Origin of the sequence: Natrinema hispanicum (assembly GCF_900111485.1) — an archaeon.
Classification (GTDB): domain Archaea; phylum Halobacteriota; class Halobacteria; order Halobacteriales; family Natrialbaceae; genus Natrinema; species Natrinema hispanicum_A.
In genome coordinates this window covers 1-19,616 of the sequence record NZ_FOIC01000023.1, presented here as the reverse complement: position 1 = coordinate 19,616, position 19,616 = coordinate 1, and the positions used below count along the sequence as shown (strand labels likewise).

Here is a 19,616-nt window from a genome sequence, read left to right as displayed (position 1 = left end):
CGCCGCAATGATGTCAACGCCGTCTGGTCTCGATCTCGGCTGTCTCGTTCTGCGACCCTGTACAGACGCCACACCGTTTTCGTGTCCCGACGTAGACAGCCAACCGCCGCGATAACAGTTTTCAGTATGTTCAGGCGGTCGATAACCGGCCTATATTATGAAGTTATAAGTCGGCAAAGCACCCATGAGCACGTATGCGCGCCACTGATGAACTGTCCACGATCGGGGACCCGATCTGGGAGGCGATCCTCGAGCACCCGATGGTCTCCCAGCTCGGGGAGGGAACGCTCGATGAAGCGCCCTTCCGCTATTGGGTCCGTCAGGACTACGTCTACCTGATCGAATACGCCCGCGTGTTCGCCCACGGCGCGGCGATGGCTCCCGACCTTGAGCGGATGGGAACGTTCGCCGAGTTGCTGGATTCGACGATCAACACCGAAATGGACCTGCACCGTGCCTATGCCGAGACCTTCGGGATCAGCGAGGCCGAACTGGAAACGACCGAGCCGTCGCCGACGACGCAGGGGTACACCGATTTCCTCGTCCGGACTGCGGCGACGGGGAGTTTCGGTGACCTGATCGCCGCACTGCTGCCGTGCATGTGGGGGTTCAACGTCACCGGGAAGCGACTGGCAGATCGGGGCCGGCCCGACCACGAGGGGTACGCCGAGTGGATCGATATGTACGCCGGCGAGGAATTCACGGAACTCACCGAGTGGTGTAAGGACCTGATGGACGAGGTGTGGGCCGAGTCGACTCCCGACGAGCGTGACCGCTACCGCGAACTGTTCCGGACCTCCGCACGGTATGAGTACCGCTTCTGGGACGCCGCCTGGCGACAGGAGGAGTGGTCGATATGAGCGGCGATTCCGTCGCCGACACGTTCGAGGAGTACGCTGCGACCGTCGAATCTGAGTCCAGCGATGGCGCGAACAGCGACGGACCGCAGTTTACCGAGTGGTGTCGGGCGCGTTCTGAGCCCGACTGGACCGGTGCGACCGAACACCGGTTTACCGAGGAACTACGCGACGGGACGCTCGACGACGCGGTATTTCGTCGGTATCTCATCCAAGACTACGCCTTCCTCGAGACATTAGTCGGGACCTTCGGCCACGCACTCGGCGATGCACCCTCGATGGCTGCCAAGTCCCGGCTCGCGGACTTCCTCGGGACACTCACCGACGACGAGGACGACTATTTCGAGCGATCCTTTGACGCACTCGAGGTAGCCGCTGCCGAGCGAACCGATCCCCCGCTACAGCCGGTGACGCGAGCATTACAGGACCTGCTCGAGCGTGCCGCACGGGAGGGTGGCTATGCAGAAACCCTTGCAGTTCTCGTCCCGGCCGAGTGGATCTATTGGTCGTGGGCCGGCATGGGGGCTGAGCTACCGGGCCGGGACTACCTTTCAGAGTGGGTCACCATCCACGACAATCCCGCGTTCGACGAGTTCGTCTCCTGGCTCCGGACGGAACTGGATCGAGAGGGCGCGGCCGCATCGCAACGACGACAGCAACGACTGGCACGGCTTTTCGAGCGGACGGTCGAACTGGAAGTCGCTTTCTTTGATGCCGCGTTCGAACCGTCTGGCGAGCTGGAAGATACCGTTCCAGATGGTGATTGATCGTGGTAAGCACAGCTGTGGCGCTCGGCCTGACCATCGCAGTGCTGGTCGGATTTACCGTCATCGGACTCTGGTATTCGCGGCGACGGGTCGGAACTGTCGAGGATCTAATCACGGCTCGGAACTCGACCGGAACCGGCCGGACGACAGCGACGCTCGTTGCCTCCGTGATGGGCGTTTGGATTCTGCTGGCAGCGCCGGAGGCCGGGGCGAGCTTTGGGATCGCCGCCGTCGTCGGCTATGCGATCGGCGAAGCACTTCCGATGCTGGCCTACTCGAGAGTCGGGCCACGCATCCGGGAAGTAATTCCGAACGGCCACTCACTGACGGAGTACGCCCACGCACGGTACGGCACGGCGATGTACGCGTTCGTCCTGCTGGTGAGTTGCCTCTATATGTTCGTCTTCCTCGCCGCCGAGTTGACCGGGATCGCCGGCGCACTCTCGCTCGTGGCCGGCGTCCCCCAGTGGCAGACCGCCGTCCTTGTTGGCGGGTTCGTCCTGTTGTACACGAGCTACGGCGGTCTCCGGGCGTCGATCTTCACGGACTCGATTCAGGCGTTACTCGTTTTGCCACTGCTGGTCATTGCCTTCGCGGGTGCGATCGTCTCACTCGGCGGTGCCGGTGAGATCCACGACGGAATCACGGCTACGAACCCATCACTGCTCGATCCTGGCTTTGTGCCTGGCCTCCAGTTCGGGCTTGCGCTTGCCTTTGCCATTCTCGGAGCCGAGTTGATCAACCAGCTGTGGTGGCAGCGGATCTACGCCGCCGAGGACGGGCGGACGGTCGAGCGCGGCTTTCGCAACGCCACCATCGCAAACGGTCTCATCGTCTTCCTCGCGGGCCTCTTCGGCCTCGTCGCGGCCGGCAGCGCTGACATCGTGACTGACGTGACGAGTTCAGCATACAACGCCGACATCGCCTTCTTCGTGCTCCTGCAGACCGCGTTCCCCGAGTGGATCGTCCTTGCGGTCGTCCTCATTGCGCTCTTGCTGGTGATGAGTTCCGTCGACACGCTGTTCAATGCCCTCTCGAGCATCGTCACCGCGGATTTGCCCCGGCTACTGTCCGACCCGGACGACCGATCGCTCAAACTCGGTGCGCGCCTGTTGACCATCGTCGTCGCCGTCAGTGCGATCTACGTCAGCCTCCGTGCCCGGAGCGTCCTCCGACTGTTCTTTCTCGCCGATCTGCTCGGCGCGGCGGTCGCGTTCCCGCTTCTGTATGGTCTTTACTCGGAGCGACTCACCGGCACGGGCGCACTCGCCAGTAGCGTGCTCGGGCTCGCGGTCGGGCTCGCGTACTTCCCCGATTTCGCTGGCCTCTTGCGGTCGATTCCGGTCCTCGGAGGTCTCCTCCCGGCTGCGGATCCGCTCTACTTGACCGCCTTCGGTGGTGCCTTTCTCGTCTCGACCGTCGGAACGCTGGTTGCGGCACAGCTCTTTGCCGGCGAGTACGACCACGGCGAGCTCACAACCGAAATCCAGCAACTCGACGAGCCGACGACCGACGGCGGGGAGGTGCGCGACTGATGGCTGTCATCGGGTCGACGCTGTTTGCTGTGTTGTTGTGGGGCGCAATACTCGGCGTCGCGATCGTATTCGTCTACGAACTGTATGCCATCGCCGCCGATGCTGGCTGGCTCGAGAGTGCCTGAAGCCGGTTCTATCGTCGCTCTGTCGACTCGTTCCCTCGCTGAGAGCAGGAATGGAGCTCTCGGCATTCAAGTAATTCCGGGCGTGGAGCCAACAGTACTATGTGTGATATCGATGCCAGTGGTAACATGGCACATGCTCCAGAGAAGCCGGTACAATACGTCTGCGAGAACTGTCAAATAACCCATGCAGGTACGCCGATCCACGAATCTGGAGGCGAGCATACGTTCGAGCCACCGGATTCGTGTGGCGCGTGTGAGGAGTCCTCGTTTATTAAACTCACTAACTGGGTGCACCACCACAAGTGAACGCTGTTTCCACGCCGTTTGGCTCCGATAGCGCTCCGTTCGCGAAGCCATTGCCGACTCGCTCGTCTCGAAACACTTGCCGGAAGAACTGACTTCCTTCGCAATCTCGATCCACGACAAACGAGAGGTTCGAGGACGCTCGAGCGAAATAACGCGGAACGCGAGCGTCACAGAGGGCGGCGTATCTGCCCCCTGTCGTTCGCTTAATGCGATGTCGTCCCATCAACCGAAACGATGAGCGAGGCAGACCATATCCAACAGTTCGCGGTTTCAGCAGAAAGTGAGAGCGAGACAAAGACGGTCGTCGAGGCACGGGACTTCGAGTTCGTCATTGATGAGCCTACAGCATTAGGTGGCACCAACGACGGCCCAAACCCAGTTGAGTACCTCATCGGCGCGTGGGCTGGCTGCCTCAACGTTGTCGTCCATACCGTCGGCGAAGAGCGGGGGATCGACCTCGACAATGTCGAGATCGAAATTCAGGGCGATCTCGACCCGCGAAAATTCCTCGGCACGGCCGACGATGTTCGCGCAGGCTACCAGGAACTTGGCGTGACGATCCACGTCGAGTCTGCTGCCGATCAGGAAACCCTGGATGCGCTGAGCGAGGAAGTCGAGGAGCGTTGTCCCGTTGGCGACAATATCGGGAATCCGACGCCAACGAACGTAACTATCGAAGCAAATTAATCGGTTATCGCAGGAGGGTTCCAACACCCACGCTGCGCGTAGTCGTGGACACGACGCTGGATGTCGAGCCATTCTTTGGACTGGTTGCTCGGGATGGCGTCTCCGACGTCTCTGATCAGCTCCCAGGCCGTGGTTCGATCGTGCTGTATATCCTATTCTGCAGGAGCCCGGATCCGCGGGCGTCTCGAGTCGCCGTACAATCGGTGATCGGTGGACGCTGGCGACTCCGTTGTTCCCTGTGTAGCTCTTCATATCTCGTTCTTGTTCACGTTCGATGTTCTCAAATAGTGTCAGTAACACTATATTGTGAACTTGTATACTTGAGCCGTTAATTAGAGGGGAATATACATCATATAAAACGTCATAAGCGAGGTCGATGCCGGCTTACTCGATGTCACGAGATAATACCCGTATTATGGACCGTGTATCACGACGGAACGTCGTCAAAGCGACTGGCGCGGCGCTCGGTGTCTCGATGGTAAGTAGCACCGGAACAGCGCATGGGAGCCCAAGCCAAGGATCGCAAGAGAAACCCCATATAACGGCACACCGCGGGTTCAGAGACGTGTTCCCCCAAAATACGATCGCGGCCATGGAGGGCTCGTCGCGGCTCGGGGCTGATCGAATTGAAATCGACGTCGAGGCGACGAGCGACGGGAAAATCGTCGTCTTTCACGACGCGGCACTCGATGACCTCACGGATAAAGACGGCCTCGTCAGTGAAACCCCATCCGAAACAGTGTTGAAAGCCGAAGTGCTCGAGTCCGGGGAGACGATCCCAACGCTCGCCGAAACGCTCGATGCAGTCAAGCCGAGCGTGACGATGAACATCGAATTCAAGGATTCAGGGCCTCTCTCTTGGGACGAGTTTGCCGAACGCGCGTTGGGTATTGCATCACAGTATCCAGGAGAGTACTACGTGTCCTCGTTCGACCCAGACGCGCTTCGAGCGGTTCGAGACGTCGATCCGCGCGTGGACGTGGCTCCGATTTTCGGAGCGAACAAAGCTGAGAATGTAGACATTGCCCGCGAACTCGACGCTGTAGCAGTTAATCCATCTACAGGCATCCTTGACCGCGACCTCGTGGAAACTGCACATAGTGAAAATCGGGACGTGAACGTCTGGACGATCGATAGCTGGCGGGAGGCACGAGCCCCGCTCGAGTTGAACGTCGACGGGCTGATTGCAGACTTCCCCCACATGGCGGCCTTCGCGACTAGTGAGACGCGTCGCGACCGCGAGAGTGGAGAGACCACCATACTCTGACCGCGAAGTCGGTTGAATCAACGACTGCAAACATCACCCGCGTCTCTCCTCTCTAATGATTTATGACAGCGAAACAGCGAGATTGAAAATACGGCCGCTCAGCGCCCCCATGGTGAGATGGGGCCACCGGTGATAATCGGCTCGTGAGCGAGATAGCGATCGTGGACCACGCAGGCACTCGTCGCGAGGATCGCCGCTCCGATCCCGGCGATACCGACAGGGGCGATCACGAGGTTCGTGGCACCAGTGAGATAGACTAACGAGAACCAGCCGACCGCGTTGAAAGTCCCGTGAAAGAATGCGGCGGCGAGGACGGATTGCGCCCGCACGGTCAGATAGGTGAACACTGGCGACGCGGCGACGGTCCAGACGGACATCATGATCACGCCGACCACCGGTGCGTCCGGAAAGTTGTGGCCTTGCAGGATTATCGGTGCATGCCAGATACCCCAGACGACGCCCGTGATACCCGAAACACGCCAGAATCCCAGCGGCGAGAGTTCTGCCAACAGTAAGCCGCGCCACCCGAGTTCCTCACCCAGCGCTGCGAGGGCGTTGATCGTTAGCCCCGCAACGAGTCCCTGTACGACGAACAGAACGATCGGCGGAACCGGAACCTCGTCGAGAACAGCGAGGGACTCTGCAATCTGGTCCTCCGACAACCCCTGTTCGACGAGGAACGCGCCGTAGTCCGTGGTGAATTCGACGCTCGGCAGTAGGAGGCCGATTCCAATGGTCACGGCCAAGAGAACGATCGGAGCCAGCCACGCGATGGCGACCCAGCGGAGTCACCCGCGGACGAAACCGGTGTCCCTTCGGATCGGGTCGCCATATCTGAGTTGAACCCCGATGGCGGCGATTGCAGGTGCCCACATGAAGAAGACGACAACGAGTACCGTGCTCGTGATTCCGCCGTACTCAATTCCGGAAATGTACAGCATCGCGGCGGCAGTCCACGAGATACCGAACGCGAGGACGAGAAACGCACTCACTTTTCGCGTATTCACTGCGGAATCACTCGAGCTCGGCTCAGCTATTCCACGCGAGTTCATGATTCACTCTGTGTCGGAGGCATCCTAAGAATGTGTTACAGCTACGTGCATATATTATATTCTCGTGAAAAACAACGTAGCTATAGCAACAACTGAAGTACGTTTCGGGGCGGTGGTGCAGGCACGTTCCTGCCACGGATCCTTTTGCGAGCCTTCCTATTTTCCGCATGGCCCCGACTACCCACAACTCCTGCACTTCATAACCAGACGTGCCGGCGGGGCCACTGAACGCGACCTCACCGGGTCGTACTGTTTTATGCGTCCTCCCAGTTTAGAATGATCCCTGTTCTTGCCAACCGTGTTTCGCCGCGAGTCGTAACCCCATACCCACTGCCGGAACGGAAGAGGAACGTTCACCGATCGCCGGGTGCGGAGATCCCACCGCTGTCAGTCGGCGCGTTAGTCATCATCGGCCGCCTGTTCCCGATCGCCAAACGTCGATTCCGGACCAGAGAGGTCCCGAATAGAGCGGTCGGTCCACGTGTATGGGACGTACGGTTCGTCACCAACGTCGAGCCACGTTTTGTGTCCCCGTGTGGGGCTGTCCCACATCGGACGAAGTCCGGAGTCGAACCGGTTATCGAGTGATTTCTGTGCCTTCTTGCTGAGGTCGAACCCGAACTCGTCCGGTAGCTCCCAGAAATCGCGGAAGAAGGTGGCGAACTGCGTACTCATCCGCATGCTGCTCTCGTAGGTCTTCTTGACGTCGTCGATGAGGTCGTCCCCGTTACGAATGCGCTCACGTTCTTCCGCATACCATTCGGAGACCGGCTGGGCTGTCTCGGCGCGTTCTCGCATCCGCTCTTCGCGGAGCTGTTCGGTCGCGTCCGCGTCAAGCTCCCATTCGCCCTGGACAGCGGAGTTGTGCCTTGCTTCGTCGTCGACTTTCTCGACGATGACGCCGTAGGCGTCTTCCGCATGCCGGGGCAGCACGTACCCATCGTGGATGTCTGCGAGGACATCCTCGGGATCGCGCTCGAGTGGATCACCAAGCCCCGAGCCACCGCGGAGGTAGTTCAGGTACATGTCGTAGTCGTCGAACTCCTTGGGGGTGCTGATTCCCTCCGGGCGGCGAGTAACGTCGCCATCGATCTTGGATTCGAAGTCACCACTTTCGGGGTCGAGATCGTGTTGCGGGTAGTCATCGCGGTTCTCGAAGCGTTCCTCGAGATCGGTATTTCTAGCGTTGAGGATATACCCCGATGCAGCAGGATAGCCACCGAAGAGACCGCCATCGCTGGTCATGTACCCGTTGCCCATCTCGTAGAGCAGCCATCTGCTGACGTCTTTAACCGTTCGCATGGACTCGAAGCCGGCACCGCCTGCCCGGCGGCCTACACCGCCCGTATTCGGCTTGACTGCCCGTCCAAGGAACGGAAGTGGTTCGACTGTTTCCCACGCTTCGGCATCACCCATATCACCTTCCGGGTTCCAGACCGCCGAGGCATGTGGTTCACCGTCCTCAACGTAGCGGGCACCGACGCCCTCACAGGCCGACTCGAAGGAGTTGACGGCGTGGAGTTTGTCGAACTGGTCGATACCGCCGCCCTGCAGCCAGTTCGACGTGTTGGCGTTCCCGGCGTTGATCTCCTCCCAGAAGCCGCGGGCGAAGTACCCTCGTGAGAGATGCTGCCAGAGCGGTGCCCACGCTGAGACGAGGAAGTGCCAGGCGTAGGCGTGGGCTGTTTCCGTGTTCTGGGTGTTGGCCCACGAGCCAACCGGCAGGTGGAAATCACAGGCGTAGTAGGCACCGTCATTAACCAGTTCGTTTGGAATCACCGTCTGGGTGAGCATTACCCAGATGCCGCCCTGTATCGCAGCCGGCGTACAGTTAAACGGGTGCCAACCCCACTTGTTCGCGCCCTCGAAGGAGACCTGAAACGTTCCGTCTTCTCGGATGTGGAGTTCCGAAGGCGCGTGCATGATGTGATTTTCTTGGGCATACTCGCGAGTGACGTTTTCCTGGCCCTCGTAGAGGGCGTCGACGAACGAAGCACCGCGATAGGTTCCGGGAAGCATAGTTTTCTTGATCCGGCTCCGAAACCCTCGACGACCGTCCTCAACGGCTTCACGAGAAAGTTGCTTGAACGTCTCGACCCCGTGTTCGGCTATCATCTCCTTGACCGAATGGCGGATCATCAGACAGCCGGTCATCCGCGTCCGCTCATCGAGCTTGAGGAAATCCGGTGTCCGGGTCTTGGCAGGGTATTCCTTCTTCCAGGAGTTGTAGAGGTCGAAGTTTTCGCCGATCTTGCGGGCCGTGTAGTAGGCACCATCGCCAAAGCGAGAGGCCTGCGAGACGTTCATACTCCCCGGGCCGATCGCACCAGTGTCGATGACGTGGTTTACCCCACCAACCCAGGCGATGAGTTCTCCCTCATGGAAGATGGGAATGATCGTCATAAGATCACACGGATGCACGTCGCCAACGTGGGGATCGTTGTTGACGAAGATGTCGCCCGGTTCGATACCAGGGCTCTCCTCGTAGTCGTGGTTGATCATGAACTTGATCGCCTCACTCATCGTGTGGACGTGGACGATGATTCCCGTCGAGACGGCGATCGAGTCTCCTTCAGGAGTAAAGAGGCCGTAGCACAGCTCACCCTCCTGCTCGACGATCGGCGTCGCGGACACCTCTTTCGACGTCTCGCGTGCTGTCACGAGATCACCACGGAGGCGCGCGTACAACTGCTCGTATCGAATCGGATCCTCGTTTTTCAATTCCAGCTCCGACAGCCCACAGTAGTGATCCGTCGCTTCCGTTTTGTCCTCGAGTTCGGCCAACTGCTCGCGGAGTGTCCGGCCGTTCCAGCCGATCCCCTCCCCTCGTCGTCGCTTCTCGCGGACCGCTTCTTTTTCGCGTCGTGCCTCGGTGCGTCGGTCGTCGGCTCGATCGGATGGACTCATAGCTTACTGAGTGGTGCTTGGATTCGGTAAACTGGTGTTCGTAGGCCGGTTCGGGCTCGCAACTGTCTCGTACGGTTAGTCTCCATACTCGAGCTCCTCCAGAATGATCGCGTGTTCGCCGACGACGAAGTCGCCCGAAATGTCGTCGTGGAGTAAAATCGATTGCGTCAGATCGTCGATCCGCGCCTTGCCTGTTAGCGTTCGGTCGGAGATGCCGATGCAGATTCTATTCGCATCGAATTCGGTCGCGAACTCGACGAGCGTGGACACGTCGTATCCCTCGGGAAGCGGAGTGATCGTGTAGTCGACACCGTAGTTGATCATCGGATTGACCTCCTGGATGAGCGGTCCGAGACACCGGACAGTCGGCAGTCTGAGAAAGTAGACTCGTTCACCGTCATCTACGACCGATCCGAGGATCTCTCGAACGGACGCATGATGTTCAACCGATTTGATGATGATGATCGTTGTCATTCTTGAGGGCCGAAGAGGAGTGCACAGAAGTTGTGTTCGACACGGCGCAGACGCGCGGACAGCGTCGATCTGCTGATATCGAGTTCGCTCGCGATCTCTTCTGCGGTCACTTCCTGTGGAACCTTGAAATAGCCCATCCGGTAGGCCGTCTCCAGAACGTCCAGTTGTTCCTCCGAGAGCTTCCCCGACATGCTTTGTTTGAGCTTGTTGCTCCCGAGTGGAAACCCGATACTGTCGGTCTGTGTCGTACCGAGCAACTCGAGCGAGCCGTGTTCGGTTTCGATCGCGTCGGCCACCTCCTTGAGATGGTTCCAATCACGGACGGACGCCATCACCTCGAGATGCGCGTTCTTTCCGACGATTCGGTGTGGGATCGCCTGATTTTCGGTTAACAGCGACAGAACGGAGGCGTCGGAAAGTTGGGCCATCACACCGAGATAGTAGATCTGAGGGTTCAGCTCCGCTTGCGTGACGTCGACTACTTCTATACTTGACAATTCCTCCGACAGGCGGTCTACTGTGACTTCGGAATCAAATTTAACTGATAAGAAGAGGAACACCATGTCTCCCGAGACTGGCAGCGCATTGTCAATTTCGATGCTCTTGACTGGCTCGTCGATGTCGAACAGGTGTGACGAGATTCCCGCTAACTTGACCTGGAATTCTATTCGAAGCATCTCTTCAGCACGTTCCTCCGCAGTCTTCTGCCACGAACGCGGTTATTCCCCCATCCCCGTCGATGGACCGGTTACGAACACATGCAGACATCGATTGGCGTTCGCTGACAGCTGTTACTTCTGTTACCAGTACGGGGTCCAATAGGTACAGTATTGTTATCTATTGCCACGGGTGTGGGTGGCATATGTGGACCGCCCATAAAAATCCATACCATTTCGACGATTCCACTCAACTGAGTGTCAAATCATTCTCCCGCTCGACGAGTTCGACTCGAACGCCATTGGCCGCTCGCCGCTCGAGAAACGCGACGGACGCGTCTCCCGCACCCTGGCGGGGTTTTTCGTCTGCGAGGGCCACGCCAGCACGCCGTAATTCGGCCAGTTGGCCCTCGAGATCATCGACGCGGAACGCGAGATGGTGGAGCATCGCTGTCTGGTCTGCCGCCTCGAGATCGGCCGCGAGACCGGAGTCCGGATCGATCGGTTCGACGAGTTCGATCAGACTCTCGCCGACCCTGATGAAGGCGATCTCGACGCCGAACGACGGCACCCGCTCGACGGTTCCGACTGCGAGACCGAGCCGTTCGAACAGCGACCGGTTGTGGTCGATATCGTCGACGAGGACCCCGAGGTGATCGATCTTGGAAACCATCGTTAGCTGATCTCCCGTGATTGATCGTCCCAGTAGGGTTCGCGGAGCCGTTTCTTGTCGAGTTTGCCGTACGGCGTCGTTGGGAGTTCGTCGACGACATCGAACGATTTCGGGCATTCGTAGTCGGCGAGTCGATCCGCACAGAACGACTCGAGGTCGGCGCGGTCGATCGTGGTGTCAGCCGGGACGACGACGGCTTTGACCGCCTCTCCCCATTCGTCGTCGGGGATGCCGATGACGGCGACGTTCGCGACGTCCCCGTGTTGCTGGATGACGTCCTCGACGGTGACCGAGTAGACGTTCATCCCGCCGCTGATGATGACATCGGAATCGCGGTCGACGATGTAGACGTATCCGTCTTCATCTCGCTTGCCGATGTCGCCGGTGTGTATCCAGCCGTTGTCGATCGTCTCGGCGGTTTTCTCGGGGAGCTCGTAGTAGCCCTCCATGGAGTACGCACCGCGGGCGAGGATCTCGCCCGGCTGCCCGGGTGGGACTTCCTCGCCGTCGTCGTCGACGATCTTCACCTCGCACATCGCGGTCGGGAGGCCACACGAGGAGAGCCGTTGTTCGTCGTCGGGGTCGTGTGCCGCCTTCGGCAAGACGGTGATGAGGTCCGGTGTCTCGTACTGGCCGTACAGTTGCACGAAGACGTCGCCGAGCTCGTCGATCCCCTCGCGCAGTCGCGCCGGTTTCATCGGCGCTGCTCCGTAGACGAGCGTCTCGAGCGATGAGGTGTCGTACTCGCGTTCCGCGAGGAGATCGAGGACACGGTAGATCATCGTCGGGACCATGAACGTCCACGAGATACCCTCGCGTTCGATCGTCTCGAGGGCCCGTTCGGCGTCGAACCCCTGCGTAATGACGTGAGTGCTGCCCTGTGTCAGGCCGCCGGCCATGATGAGGCCGGCCGAATGAGGCAGCGGCGTCATCAACAAGAGGTCGTCTCGCGGCTGGATATCGAGTTCGATCGCGTGTGCCAGCGCGTTCAACGCGAGGTTTTCCTGAGTGTGTTTCACCCCTTTGGGGTCTCCAGTCGTCCCGCCCGTGTGGAAGACTCCGGCCAGGGTATCTGTCGAAACGGCGATGTCCGGCAGTTCGGGGGCTGTCGTTTCGAGGAGTTGCTCAAGGCGCGCGACGCTATGGTCGTCCGCTACGGCAGGCAGAGCCGCGGTATCGATGGTGATGATGTGGTCCAGCGACGGGACGTTCGGGGCGACCGTCTGGATCGTCTCGCTGAACGTCGGGCCAACGATGACGGCGCTGGCGTCGCTGTTGGCGAGCATGTACTCGATGTCGTCGGCCGACAGCATGTCGTTCAACGGGACCTTTGCGAGCCCCGCGCGAGCGAGGGCGATGTCCGCGATGGGATACTCGAGGCGATTCGAGAGCAAGAGCCCGACCCGATCCTCCGGCTTGAGGCCGAGATCGACGAGCGCGTTCGCGAGCCGGGCCGAACGGTCGTCGAGCGTCCCGTAGGTAAGCGTCTCACCCTCGAACGAGATGGCTGGTGCCGTCTCGTACCGGCGGAGTACCGAGTCGTAGAGCTGCCTGAGCGTCGGTGTGTTTTCATCTAGCATAATCTGTCACGTGATGATCGGATCGTGCAGAACGGAAAGGAATCTCCCAGGAGGTTACGCCGATTCGGTCTCGGGCGTCGGAATCGGCTCTTCGATCCACTCGCTGTAGAACGTCTCGATGTCGGGCTCGAACTCGTGGATGAGCGGGTAGCCCGGCATGACGTTCGTCACCTCGAGCAGCGTGTTACAGCCCGGACAGAAGAACTCCCGTAGCTCCATGTAGTCGGGATGCGGGTGCATGTCCTCGGGGTAGATCTCGAGGTACGCCTCTTCGGAGTCGCGGACGTTGATGAGCGCGTCCATCTTCCAGTTCTCGTCGTGTTCGCAGAACTCGTGGCCGCAGTCACATTTGATGACCCATCGGCCATCCGGTTTCGCGACGACGTACAGGTGATCTGCATAGGGGATAATGATCGGGTCGTCCCAGTCGACCCGTTCCTGTAAGACGTCTCGGACCTGCTGGAAGCGGTCCGCGTCTTTGAAGTCGCTCATCATGTCGTGCAACTGGTTCCACTCTAAGTTGTCGTCGACCAAGTCTTCGATATGCTCGCGTGGGTATGATTCTGGCATTGGTAGTCACCTCGTGTTAGTCGTCGTCCGTTGCTGGTTCCGCTTTCGTGTCACTGAACGATGCGTCGGGCGTCGGCAGATCCTGAATCGTCCGGTCGGCCGTCCAGGTGTAGGGCACTTCCGGTTCGTCGTCGCGGCCGACGCCGAGCCACGTCTCGTGGCCCTTCGTTGGGTTGTCCCACTTCTGTTTGAGCCCGGTTTTGAATCGGTTCTCGAGCGATTTTTCCGCCTTCTCGCTCAGCGTGAACTCGAAGTCCTCGGGTAGGTCCCAGAACTCGTGGTAGAACTCGGCGAACTGCTTGCTCATCCGCATGCTGCTCTCGTAGGTCTTCTTGACGTCGTCGATGAGATCCTCTTCGTTCTGGATCCGCTCGCGTTGTTCTTCGTACCACTCCGTGACCGGCTTGGCCGTCTCGGCGCGTTCTTGCATCCGCTCTTCACGCAGTTCCTCGGTCGCCTCCTCGTCGAGTTCCCACTCGCCCTGGACGGCGGAGTTGTGCTTGGCCTCGTCGTTGACTTTCTCGACGACGACGGCGTAGGCGTCCTTGGCGTGACGTGGGAGCACGTACCCGTCGTGAATGTCCGCGACGACGTCCTCGGGATCGCGTTCCAGCGGGTCGCCCAGCCCCGAGCCACCGCGGAGGTAGTTCAGGTACATGTCGTAGTCGTCGAACTCCTTGGGCGTGCTGATCCCCTCCGGGCGGCGGGTGATGTCGCCCTCAATCTTCGACTCGAAGTCGCCGCTTTCGGGATCGAGGTCGTGCTGTGGGTAGTCGTCCTGGTTCTCGAAGCGCTCCTCGAGATCGGTGTTCTGGGCGTTGAGGATGTAGCCCGACGCAGCGGGGTAGCCACCGAAGAGGCCGCCGTCGCTGGTCATGTAGCCGTTGCCCATCTCGTAGAGCAACCACCTGCTGACGTCTTTAACCGTGCGCATGGATTCGAAGCCGGCACCACCTGCACGACGGCCCGCGCCGCCGGTGTTCGGCTTGACGGCCCGTCCCAGGAACGGCAGCGGCTCGGTCATCTCCCAGACCTCGGCGTCGCCCATGTCGCCTTCGGGGTTCCAGATCGCCGCGGCGTGGGGCTCGCCGTCCTCGACGTAGCGTGCGCCGACGCCCTCACAGGCCGACTCGAAGGAGTTGACGGCGTGGAGTTTGTCGAACTGGTCGATGCCGCCACCCTGGAGCCAGTTCGAGGTGTTGGCGTTCCCGGCGTTGATCTCCTCCCAGAAGCCACGCGAGAAGTAGCCTCTCGAGAGGTGTTGCCAGAGCGGTGCCCACGCCGACACGAGGAAGTGCCAGGCGTAGGCGTGGGCGGTCTCCGTGTTCTGGGTGTTGGCCCACGAGCCGACCGGTAGGTGGAAGTCACAGCTGTAGTACGCGCCGTCGTTGACGTTCGAGTTCGGGATCACCGTTTGGGTGAGCATCACCCAGATCCCACCCTGAATGGCTGCGGGCGTACAGTTGTACGGATGCCAGCCCCACTTGTTGGCACCCTCGAAGGACACCTGGAACGACCCGTCCTCCCGGACGTGCAGTTCCGAGGGGGCGTGCATGAGGTGATTTTCGTTCGCGTACGCACGGGTCAGGTTCTCCTGGCCCTCGTAGAGGGCGTCGACGAACGAGGCCCCGCGATAGGTACCGGGAAGCATCGTCTTCTGGATGCGGTTTCGGAAGCCTCGACGACCGTCCTCGATTGCTTCCCGCGAGAGCTGTTTGAACTGCTCGACGCCGTACTCGTTGATGATGTCCTTGACCGCATCGCGGATCATCAGACAACCGGTCATCCGCGTCCGCTCGTCGAGTTTCAGGAAGTCCGGCGTCCGCGTCTTGTCCGGGTAGTCTTTCTTCCAGGAGTTGTACAGCTTGAGATCCTCGCCGACCTTGCGGGCCGTGTAATAGGCACCGTCACCGAAGCGAGACGCCTGCGAGACGTTCATACTCCCCGGGCCGATCGCCCCGGTGTCGATGACGTGATTGACGCCGCCGGCCCAGGCGACGAGCTCCCCCTCGTGGAAGATGGGGATGAGCGTCATGATGTCGCACGCGTGGACGTCACCGACGTGGGTGTCGTTATTGACGAAGATGTCGCCGGGCTCGATGCCGGGACTCTCCTCGTAGTCGTGGTTGATCATGTACTTGATCGCCTCGCTCATCGTGTGGATGTGCACGATGATCCCCGTCGAGACGGCGATCGAGTCGCCCTCCGGGGTGAAGAGGCCGTAGCAGAGTTCGCCCTCCTGCTCGACGATCGGCGTCGCAGCGACCTCCTTCGAGGTTTCACGCGCGTTCACGAGGTCGCCCCGAAGCTGGGCGAACATCTGCTCGTACTCGATCGGGTTGTTCTGTTTCAGATCGAGCTTCTCGAAGCCGGCGTAGTGGCCCGTCTCTTCAGTTCGCTCCTCGAGGGCTTCGAACTGTTCGCGAAGCGTCTGGCCGTCCCAGCCGATGCCGACACCCTCCTGTTGTTGTCCGTGGACCCGTTCCTTCTCGCGTCGCATGCGGGGAAAGCTTTCCCCCTCGTCTGGTTCCGTACTCATGGTGGATTCGTGTTGGATTGGTCACATCTGTTTTGAGCCAGATGCGGGCTCGTACAGTGCACCTGCCACACCGGTCGACCGGGCTCGCGCGCGGCGGTCACGGAGACGGGCAGATGCATCTCCGTACGAAAGCGGTTTTCCGCGCTATTCGGTCGTGGTGAGGTGGTGGACACGGTGTTCGTCTAACCGGGTCTCACAGTCCGGTGGCAACGCGTAGGTCGTGGCAGCGCCCTCGAGGACCGCCGGGCCGCTGAGTTCGTTGCCGGGCTGGAGCGCATGGAGATCGTAGATCTCCGTGTCTAGCCACTCGCCGTCCCAGTAGGCCTCCCGTGTCTCCTTGTAGGCGTCTGCGGGCGGTTCCGGCCCCTGCAGTTCCTCCGTCGGAATTTCCGGCTTGACGACGTCCCGGACGCCGCGGACGGACGCCTGCGTGATGGTGTGGCCGAGTTCCGGCGACCGGGCCTCCTCGGAGTACTGCCGGCGGTATCCCTCTTCGAACGTGTCCAGCAGTTGCTCGAGTTTTTCCGGCGAGTCGACGCGGCCGACCGGAGACTCGATGTCGATACTGTTGAGTTGGCCCTGGTACTGGCCGAGGATGTTGTACTGGAAGTCGATCTCGTCGCGGCCGATGTTGCTATTCTCGAACTCGTTTTCGACCTTCTGCTCGAGGTTCGTCCAGACCTCCGTCAGCGCCTCGCCGGCGGTTGCCGCTGCTTCCTCCATCGAGAGGTCGGGATCGATGTCGATGCTGGTCGTCTGGTCGTAGCGGTACTCGTAGTCCGCTGCGCCACAGCCAAACGCCGAGAACCCGGCCGCCCACTCGGGAATGAGCACCTCGTCGAAGCCCAGATCCTTCGTGTATCCGGCCGTGTGGACCGGACCGCCGCCGCCGTAGGAGAGACACTTGAAGTTCGATGGCGCGTATCCTTCGCCGGTCACGACGGCCTCGAGGTCGTTTCGCAGCTTGCTCTCGAGGATGTCGATGACACCCTGGGCCGCCTCGTAGACACCCATATCGAGCGGGTCGGCGATCTGCTCTTTGATCTCTTGTTCGGCCACCTCACGGTCGATCGGCATGTCACCGCCCAGGAAGTTCTCCGGGTTGATCCACCCCATCGCGACGTGACAGTCCGTCACCGTCACCGTCTCGACGTCGGTTTCGACCGCACTCACGCCGACCTGGTCACCAGCGCTTTCAGGGCCGAGTTCGATCTTGTCGAACGTCGGGTTCACCCGGACGTAACTGCCCGTCCCGGCACCCACACTTTCCATGTTCACCATCGGTAGCGACAGGAGCAGCCGTGCCATCTCCGGGCTGTAATCGATCTGCCAGTCGTTGTCGATGATGATGCCCATATCGAAGCTGGTGCCACCGATGTCGGTACAGACCAGATTGTTGTAGTCGAGTTTCTGCCCGAAGTAGTTCGCTCCGATCATGCCCCCGATCGGGCCGGAGATCAGCGTCCGTGCTAGCTCGTTCGCGTTGATGTCGATCGTGCCGCCGTGACTCGCCATCACCCGCACACCGACGGTACCGCCCTGTTCGTCGACGGCCTCCTGGATGTTCGACAGCTGGTCGCGCGATGGCTCGGCGGCGAACGCCTCTGCGGTCACCGTGTTCAGCCGTTCGGACTCCTTGAGCGTCGGGTAGTACTCGCTCGAGAGCATCACCGACGTCTCTGCCCCGCGCTCGTCGATGATCTCGCGGGCGATCTCGGCGGTCCGGTGTTCGTGCTCCCCGTTCTTGTAAGAGTGGAGGAACATGACGACGATGTGGTCGACGCCCTGGTCGAGTAAGTCGTTGACCCCCTCGCGGACGTCGTCTTCGTACAGCGGAACTAGCGTGTTCCCCTTAACGTCGATGCGTTCTCGAACGCCACGAATTCGATTGCGTGGGATCAGCGGCTCGGGGTGTTTGTGGGTGTTGACGTGGAGGCGATCCGAATAGGAGTAGCCGGTGTAGGATTGGCGGCCACGGCCCATGCGAAGGGTGTCCTCCATTCCGCCGGTGATGAGGATGCCAACGTCGACTTCGCTTTCTCGTTCGACCAGCCGGTTGAGCATCGCCGTGCCGGAGTAGACCGTCGATACGAGGTCCGGGAACCCCTCCTCGACGCTCAGGTCCCAGTCCTCGAGAGCGTCCTGAGAGGACTTGATGAATCCTCGCGATTCGTCGTCCGGCGTGGTTTTCGCCTTCCCCACGGTGAACTCGCCGTTCGAGTCCATGAGGAACGTATCCGTCATCGTCCCGCCAGCGTCGATCGACAGGATCTGTGCGTCGTGTTGTGTTGTGGGATCGTCTTCTGAACTTGCCATCAAGGGTTGCCATACCATGTGGTAGGTTAGGCATTATCACGAACTGGACTGGATAGAAATGACGGGCGATGACAGCACGTGACATATGTTTTCGCTTTAAGATAGTTCGGTCAGAGTCAGTACACAGACCACCAGACCGACAGTTCGTGTCTTGACCAGAGACTATTGGTCGAATCTGAACTCACTCACGGTCTGGTTCCAGTCGTTTGCGTCGGGACCTGCTCGTCCGCGTCATCAGAAGGACGCGACCGGCATATCGGGACGGTGGTACTAGTATTCGCAATGACAGTTCCCATCGGGACAGAACGTCGGTTCTCGGTCACCAATCGAGAGCCCGAGCGTTGCCAGCGAACTCTGTAGTCGCTGGCTGGCGGACGTTTCAGGTCGAATCATTCCGCCGACAGCACCCGTCGGGGCTTCGCCGGTCTCGATGGTGGTACTAACCTCCCGTTGGCCGTGATCGATCACTGCGACGTGGTTTGCCGTCTGGACTGGAACGTACAGTTTCTCTCGAGCAGGCCCCCAGGCACCGGCGATCGCGCTCCCGCCGATGTCGAGTTCCCGGTCGACTGCCTGTGCGTCGAGGTCGATGACTGTCACGGCATTGATCTCGGGGGTGAAGAGATATGCTGCGTCGGTCTCGGGGCCGATCTCGCTCGTGATCGGTGGTGCCGATAAGCCGTCGTCTCGAGTAATGCGCGTGAGTTGGGTCGGTTCCTCGGGATCGGAAATGTCCCAGATACTCTCGGATCCCCGACGTGGGATGTCCGGATCGGCTCCGAGTTCTCCCTCGCCGTTTTCGACCAAGAGACGGTTGCCGTCGAACGATGCCGTGGACATGAACGGGAGAACGTGTCCGTCTCCTGCAGGTTCGCCGACGTCGATTCGAGCGGCGATTTCGAACGGATCGACGCGAACCACGGCCACCGTCTCGTTTGCGATCTCTGGGACGAACCCGTACTCGCCGTCCGGGCTGAGTGTCATATCACATGGGCCGGTATAGCCGACCTCTATCTCTCCCGTGACCTCGCCGAACGTCTCGCTATCGCGATCGGCATCGATTCGGACGAGGACGTGGTTCGCCGGATCGTCCGGATCGGGTTCGATGGTCGTCGTTCCGCCAGCGGCGGCGAGTAAATACTCACCTGTCGGTGTTAGATTCGGGTAGTTCGGCCCGAAGCCGGTCTCGATCGCTGCAACCTCGTTTAGCGTGCTCTGTTGAACAGCGATCTAATCAGCCGATATCACTGGCTTAGAAGGATGAAGCCGAGGAATTCGATTCTGTCCTATGGAAATCGATCTCCT

Annotated in this window: 17 protein-coding genes; 6 read left to right on the top strand and 11 right to left on the bottom strand. The window is 60.2% G+C overall.

All coding sequences use genetic code 11. The features are described 5' to 3' along the window. The first annotated feature begins 194 nt into the window (after positions 1-194). The 6 genes from tenA to BSG09_RS15620 all read left to right on the top strand — a co-directional run bounded on the left by tenA (position 195) and on the right by BSG09_RS15620 (position 5,544). On the top strand, positions 195-860 hold the full coding sequence (gene tenA, locus BSG09_RS15645; protein WP_092934742.1) for a thiaminase II: 666 nt from the start codon (positions 195-197) through the stop codon (positions 858-860). After that, positions 857-1,624 (top strand): TenA family protein, encoded by a 768-nt coding sequence (locus BSG09_RS15640; protein ID WP_092934740.1) that lies wholly within the window; start codon positions 857-859, stop codon positions 1,622-1,624. The genes tenA and BSG09_RS15640 overlap by 4 nt, the downstream gene beginning before the upstream one ends. A gap of 2 nt (positions 1,625-1,626) precedes the next feature. Further along, positions 1,627-3,159, top strand: a complete 1,533-nt coding sequence (locus BSG09_RS15635) for a sodium:solute symporter family protein (protein WP_092934738.1) — start codon at positions 1,627-1,629, stop codon at positions 3,157-3,159. After that, complete coding sequence (locus tag BSG09_RS21605) at positions 3,159-3,284, top strand: hypothetical protein (RefSeq protein ID WP_262488532.1); 126 nt, start codon at positions 3,159-3,161, stop codon at positions 3,282-3,284. The genes BSG09_RS15635 and BSG09_RS21605 overlap by 1 nt, the downstream gene beginning before the upstream one ends. A gap of 540 nt (positions 3,285-3,824) precedes the next feature. Continuing rightward, the gene (locus BSG09_RS15625; RefSeq protein ID WP_092934734.1) at positions 3,825-4,277 is read left to right on the top strand and encodes an OsmC family protein; all 453 of its coding nucleotides are present in this window, start codon (positions 3,825-3,827) and stop codon (positions 4,275-4,277) included. A gap of 415 nt (positions 4,278-4,692) precedes the next feature. After that, positions 4,693-5,544 carry a glycerophosphodiester phosphodiesterase gene (locus BSG09_RS15620; protein ID WP_223174740.1) on the top strand — a complete coding sequence of 284 codons (852 nt, stop codon included), beginning with the start codon at positions 4,693-4,695 and terminating at the stop codon, positions 5,542-5,544. A gap of 98 nt (positions 5,545-5,642) precedes the next feature. On the opposite strand, the gene BSG09_RS15615 is transcribed toward BSG09_RS15620, so the two are convergent. The 11 genes from BSG09_RS15615 to BSG09_RS15565 form a co-directional block, all read right to left on the bottom strand. Continuing rightward, complete coding sequence (locus BSG09_RS15615) at positions 5,643-6,284, bottom strand: CPBP family intramembrane glutamic endopeptidase (RefSeq protein ID WP_175542225.1); 642 nt, start codon at positions 6,282-6,284, stop codon at positions 5,643-5,645. A gap of 48 nt (positions 6,285-6,332) precedes the next feature. Further along, entirely contained in the window at positions 6,333-6,551 is a 219-nt protein-coding gene (locus BSG09_RS15610) for a hypothetical protein (RefSeq protein ID WP_092934728.1), read from the bottom strand. A gap of 444 nt (positions 6,552-6,995) precedes the next feature. After that, a complete protein-coding gene (locus BSG09_RS15605; RefSeq protein ID WP_092934726.1) occupies positions 6,996-9,503 on the bottom strand; it encodes a hydantoinase B/oxoprolinase family protein in 2,508 nt (835 codons plus the stop codon). 75 nt (positions 9,504-9,578) lie between these two features. Continuing rightward, the gene (locus BSG09_RS15600; protein WP_092934724.1) at positions 9,579-9,977 is read right to left on the bottom strand and encodes a hypothetical protein; all 399 of its coding nucleotides are present in this window, start codon (positions 9,975-9,977) and stop codon (positions 9,579-9,581) included. Next, positions 9,974-10,654, bottom strand: a complete 681-nt coding sequence (locus tag BSG09_RS20265; RefSeq protein ID WP_139246230.1) for a helix-turn-helix domain-containing protein — start codon at positions 10,652-10,654, stop codon at positions 9,974-9,976. Before BSG09_RS20265 ends, BSG09_RS15600 begins: the two co-directional genes overlap by 4 nt. 229 nt (positions 10,655-10,883) lie before the next feature. Further along, a complete protein-coding gene (locus BSG09_RS15590) occupies positions 10,884-11,306 on the bottom strand; it encodes a VOC family protein (RefSeq protein ID WP_092934722.1) in 423 nt (140 codons plus the stop codon). A 2-nt stretch (positions 11,307-11,308) separates the two neighbouring features. After that, positions 11,309-12,886, bottom strand: a complete 1,578-nt coding sequence (locus BSG09_RS15585; protein ID WP_092934720.1) for a long-chain-fatty-acid--CoA ligase — start codon at positions 12,884-12,886, stop codon at positions 11,309-11,311. Positions 12,887-12,940: 54 nt separating this feature from the next. Then, complete coding sequence (locus BSG09_RS15580; RefSeq protein WP_092934718.1) at positions 12,941-13,456, bottom strand: acetone carboxylase subunit gamma; 516 nt, start codon at positions 13,454-13,456, stop codon at positions 12,941-12,943. A gap of 16 nt (positions 13,457-13,472) precedes the next feature. Beyond that, a complete protein-coding gene (locus tag BSG09_RS15575) occupies positions 13,473-15,995 on the bottom strand; it encodes a hydantoinase B/oxoprolinase family protein (RefSeq protein WP_092934716.1) in 2,523 nt (840 codons plus the stop codon). A 144-nt stretch (positions 15,996-16,139) separates the two neighbouring features. Beyond that, entirely contained in the window at positions 16,140-18,311 is a 2,172-nt protein-coding gene (locus BSG09_RS15570) for a hydantoinase/oxoprolinase family protein (RefSeq protein WP_092934714.1), read from the bottom strand. A gap of 270 nt (positions 18,312-18,581) precedes the next feature. After that, on the bottom strand, positions 18,582-19,295 hold the full coding sequence (locus BSG09_RS15565) for a YncE family protein (protein WP_092934712.1): 714 nt from the start codon (positions 19,293-19,295) through the stop codon (positions 18,582-18,584). Positions 19,296-19,616: the final 321 nt, after the last annotated feature.

Bases quoted from the DNA above. Each gene is read 5' to 3' on its own strand.
- BSG09_RS15585 (WP_092934720.1), bottom strand. From the start codon at position 12,886: ATGCTAGATGAAAACACACCGACGCTCAGGCAGCTCTACGACTCGGTA.
- BSG09_RS15570 (WP_092934714.1), bottom strand. From the start codon at position 18,311: ATGGCAAGTTCAGAAGACGATCCCACAACACAACACGACGCACAGATC.
- BSG09_RS15620 (WP_223174740.1), top strand. From the start codon at position 4,693: ATGGACCGTGTATCACGACGGAACGTCGTCAAAGCGACTGGCGCGGCG.
- BSG09_RS15580 (WP_092934718.1), bottom strand. From the start codon at position 13,456: ATGCCAGAATCATACCCACGCGAGCATATCGAAGACTTGGTCGACGAC.
- BSG09_RS15625 (WP_092934734.1), top strand. From the start codon at position 3,825: ATGAGCGAGGCAGACCATATCCAACAGTTCGCGGTTTCAGCAGAAAGT.
- BSG09_RS15600 (WP_092934724.1), bottom strand. From the start codon at position 9,977: ATGACAACGATCATCATCATCAAATCGGTTGAACATCATGCGTCCGTT.
- BSG09_RS20265 (WP_139246230.1), bottom strand. From the start codon at position 10,654: ATGCTTCGAATAGAATTCCAGGTCAAGTTAGCGGGAATCTCGTCACAC.
- BSG09_RS21605 (WP_262488532.1), top strand. From the start codon at position 3,159: ATGGCTGTCATCGGGTCGACGCTGTTTGCTGTGTTGTTGTGGGGCGCA.
- BSG09_RS15565 (WP_092934712.1), bottom strand. From the start codon at position 19,295: ATGACACTCAGCCCGGACGGCGAGTACGGGTTCGTCCCAGAGATCGCA.
- BSG09_RS15590 (WP_092934722.1), bottom strand. From the start codon at position 11,306: ATGGTTTCCAAGATCGATCACCTCGGGGTCCTCGTCGACGATATCGAC.
- BSG09_RS15605 (WP_092934726.1), bottom strand. From the start codon at position 9,503: ATGAGTCCATCCGATCGAGCCGACGACCGACGCACCGAGGCACGACGC.
- BSG09_RS15575 (WP_092934716.1), bottom strand. From the start codon at position 15,995: ATGAGTACGGAACCAGACGAGGGGGAAAGCTTTCCCCGCATGCGACGC.
- tenA (WP_092934742.1), top strand. From the start codon at position 195: ATGCGCGCCACTGATGAACTGTCCACGATCGGGGACCCGATCTGGGAG.
- BSG09_RS15640 (WP_092934740.1), top strand. From the start codon at position 857: ATGAGCGGCGATTCCGTCGCCGACACGTTCGAGGAGTACGCTGCGACC.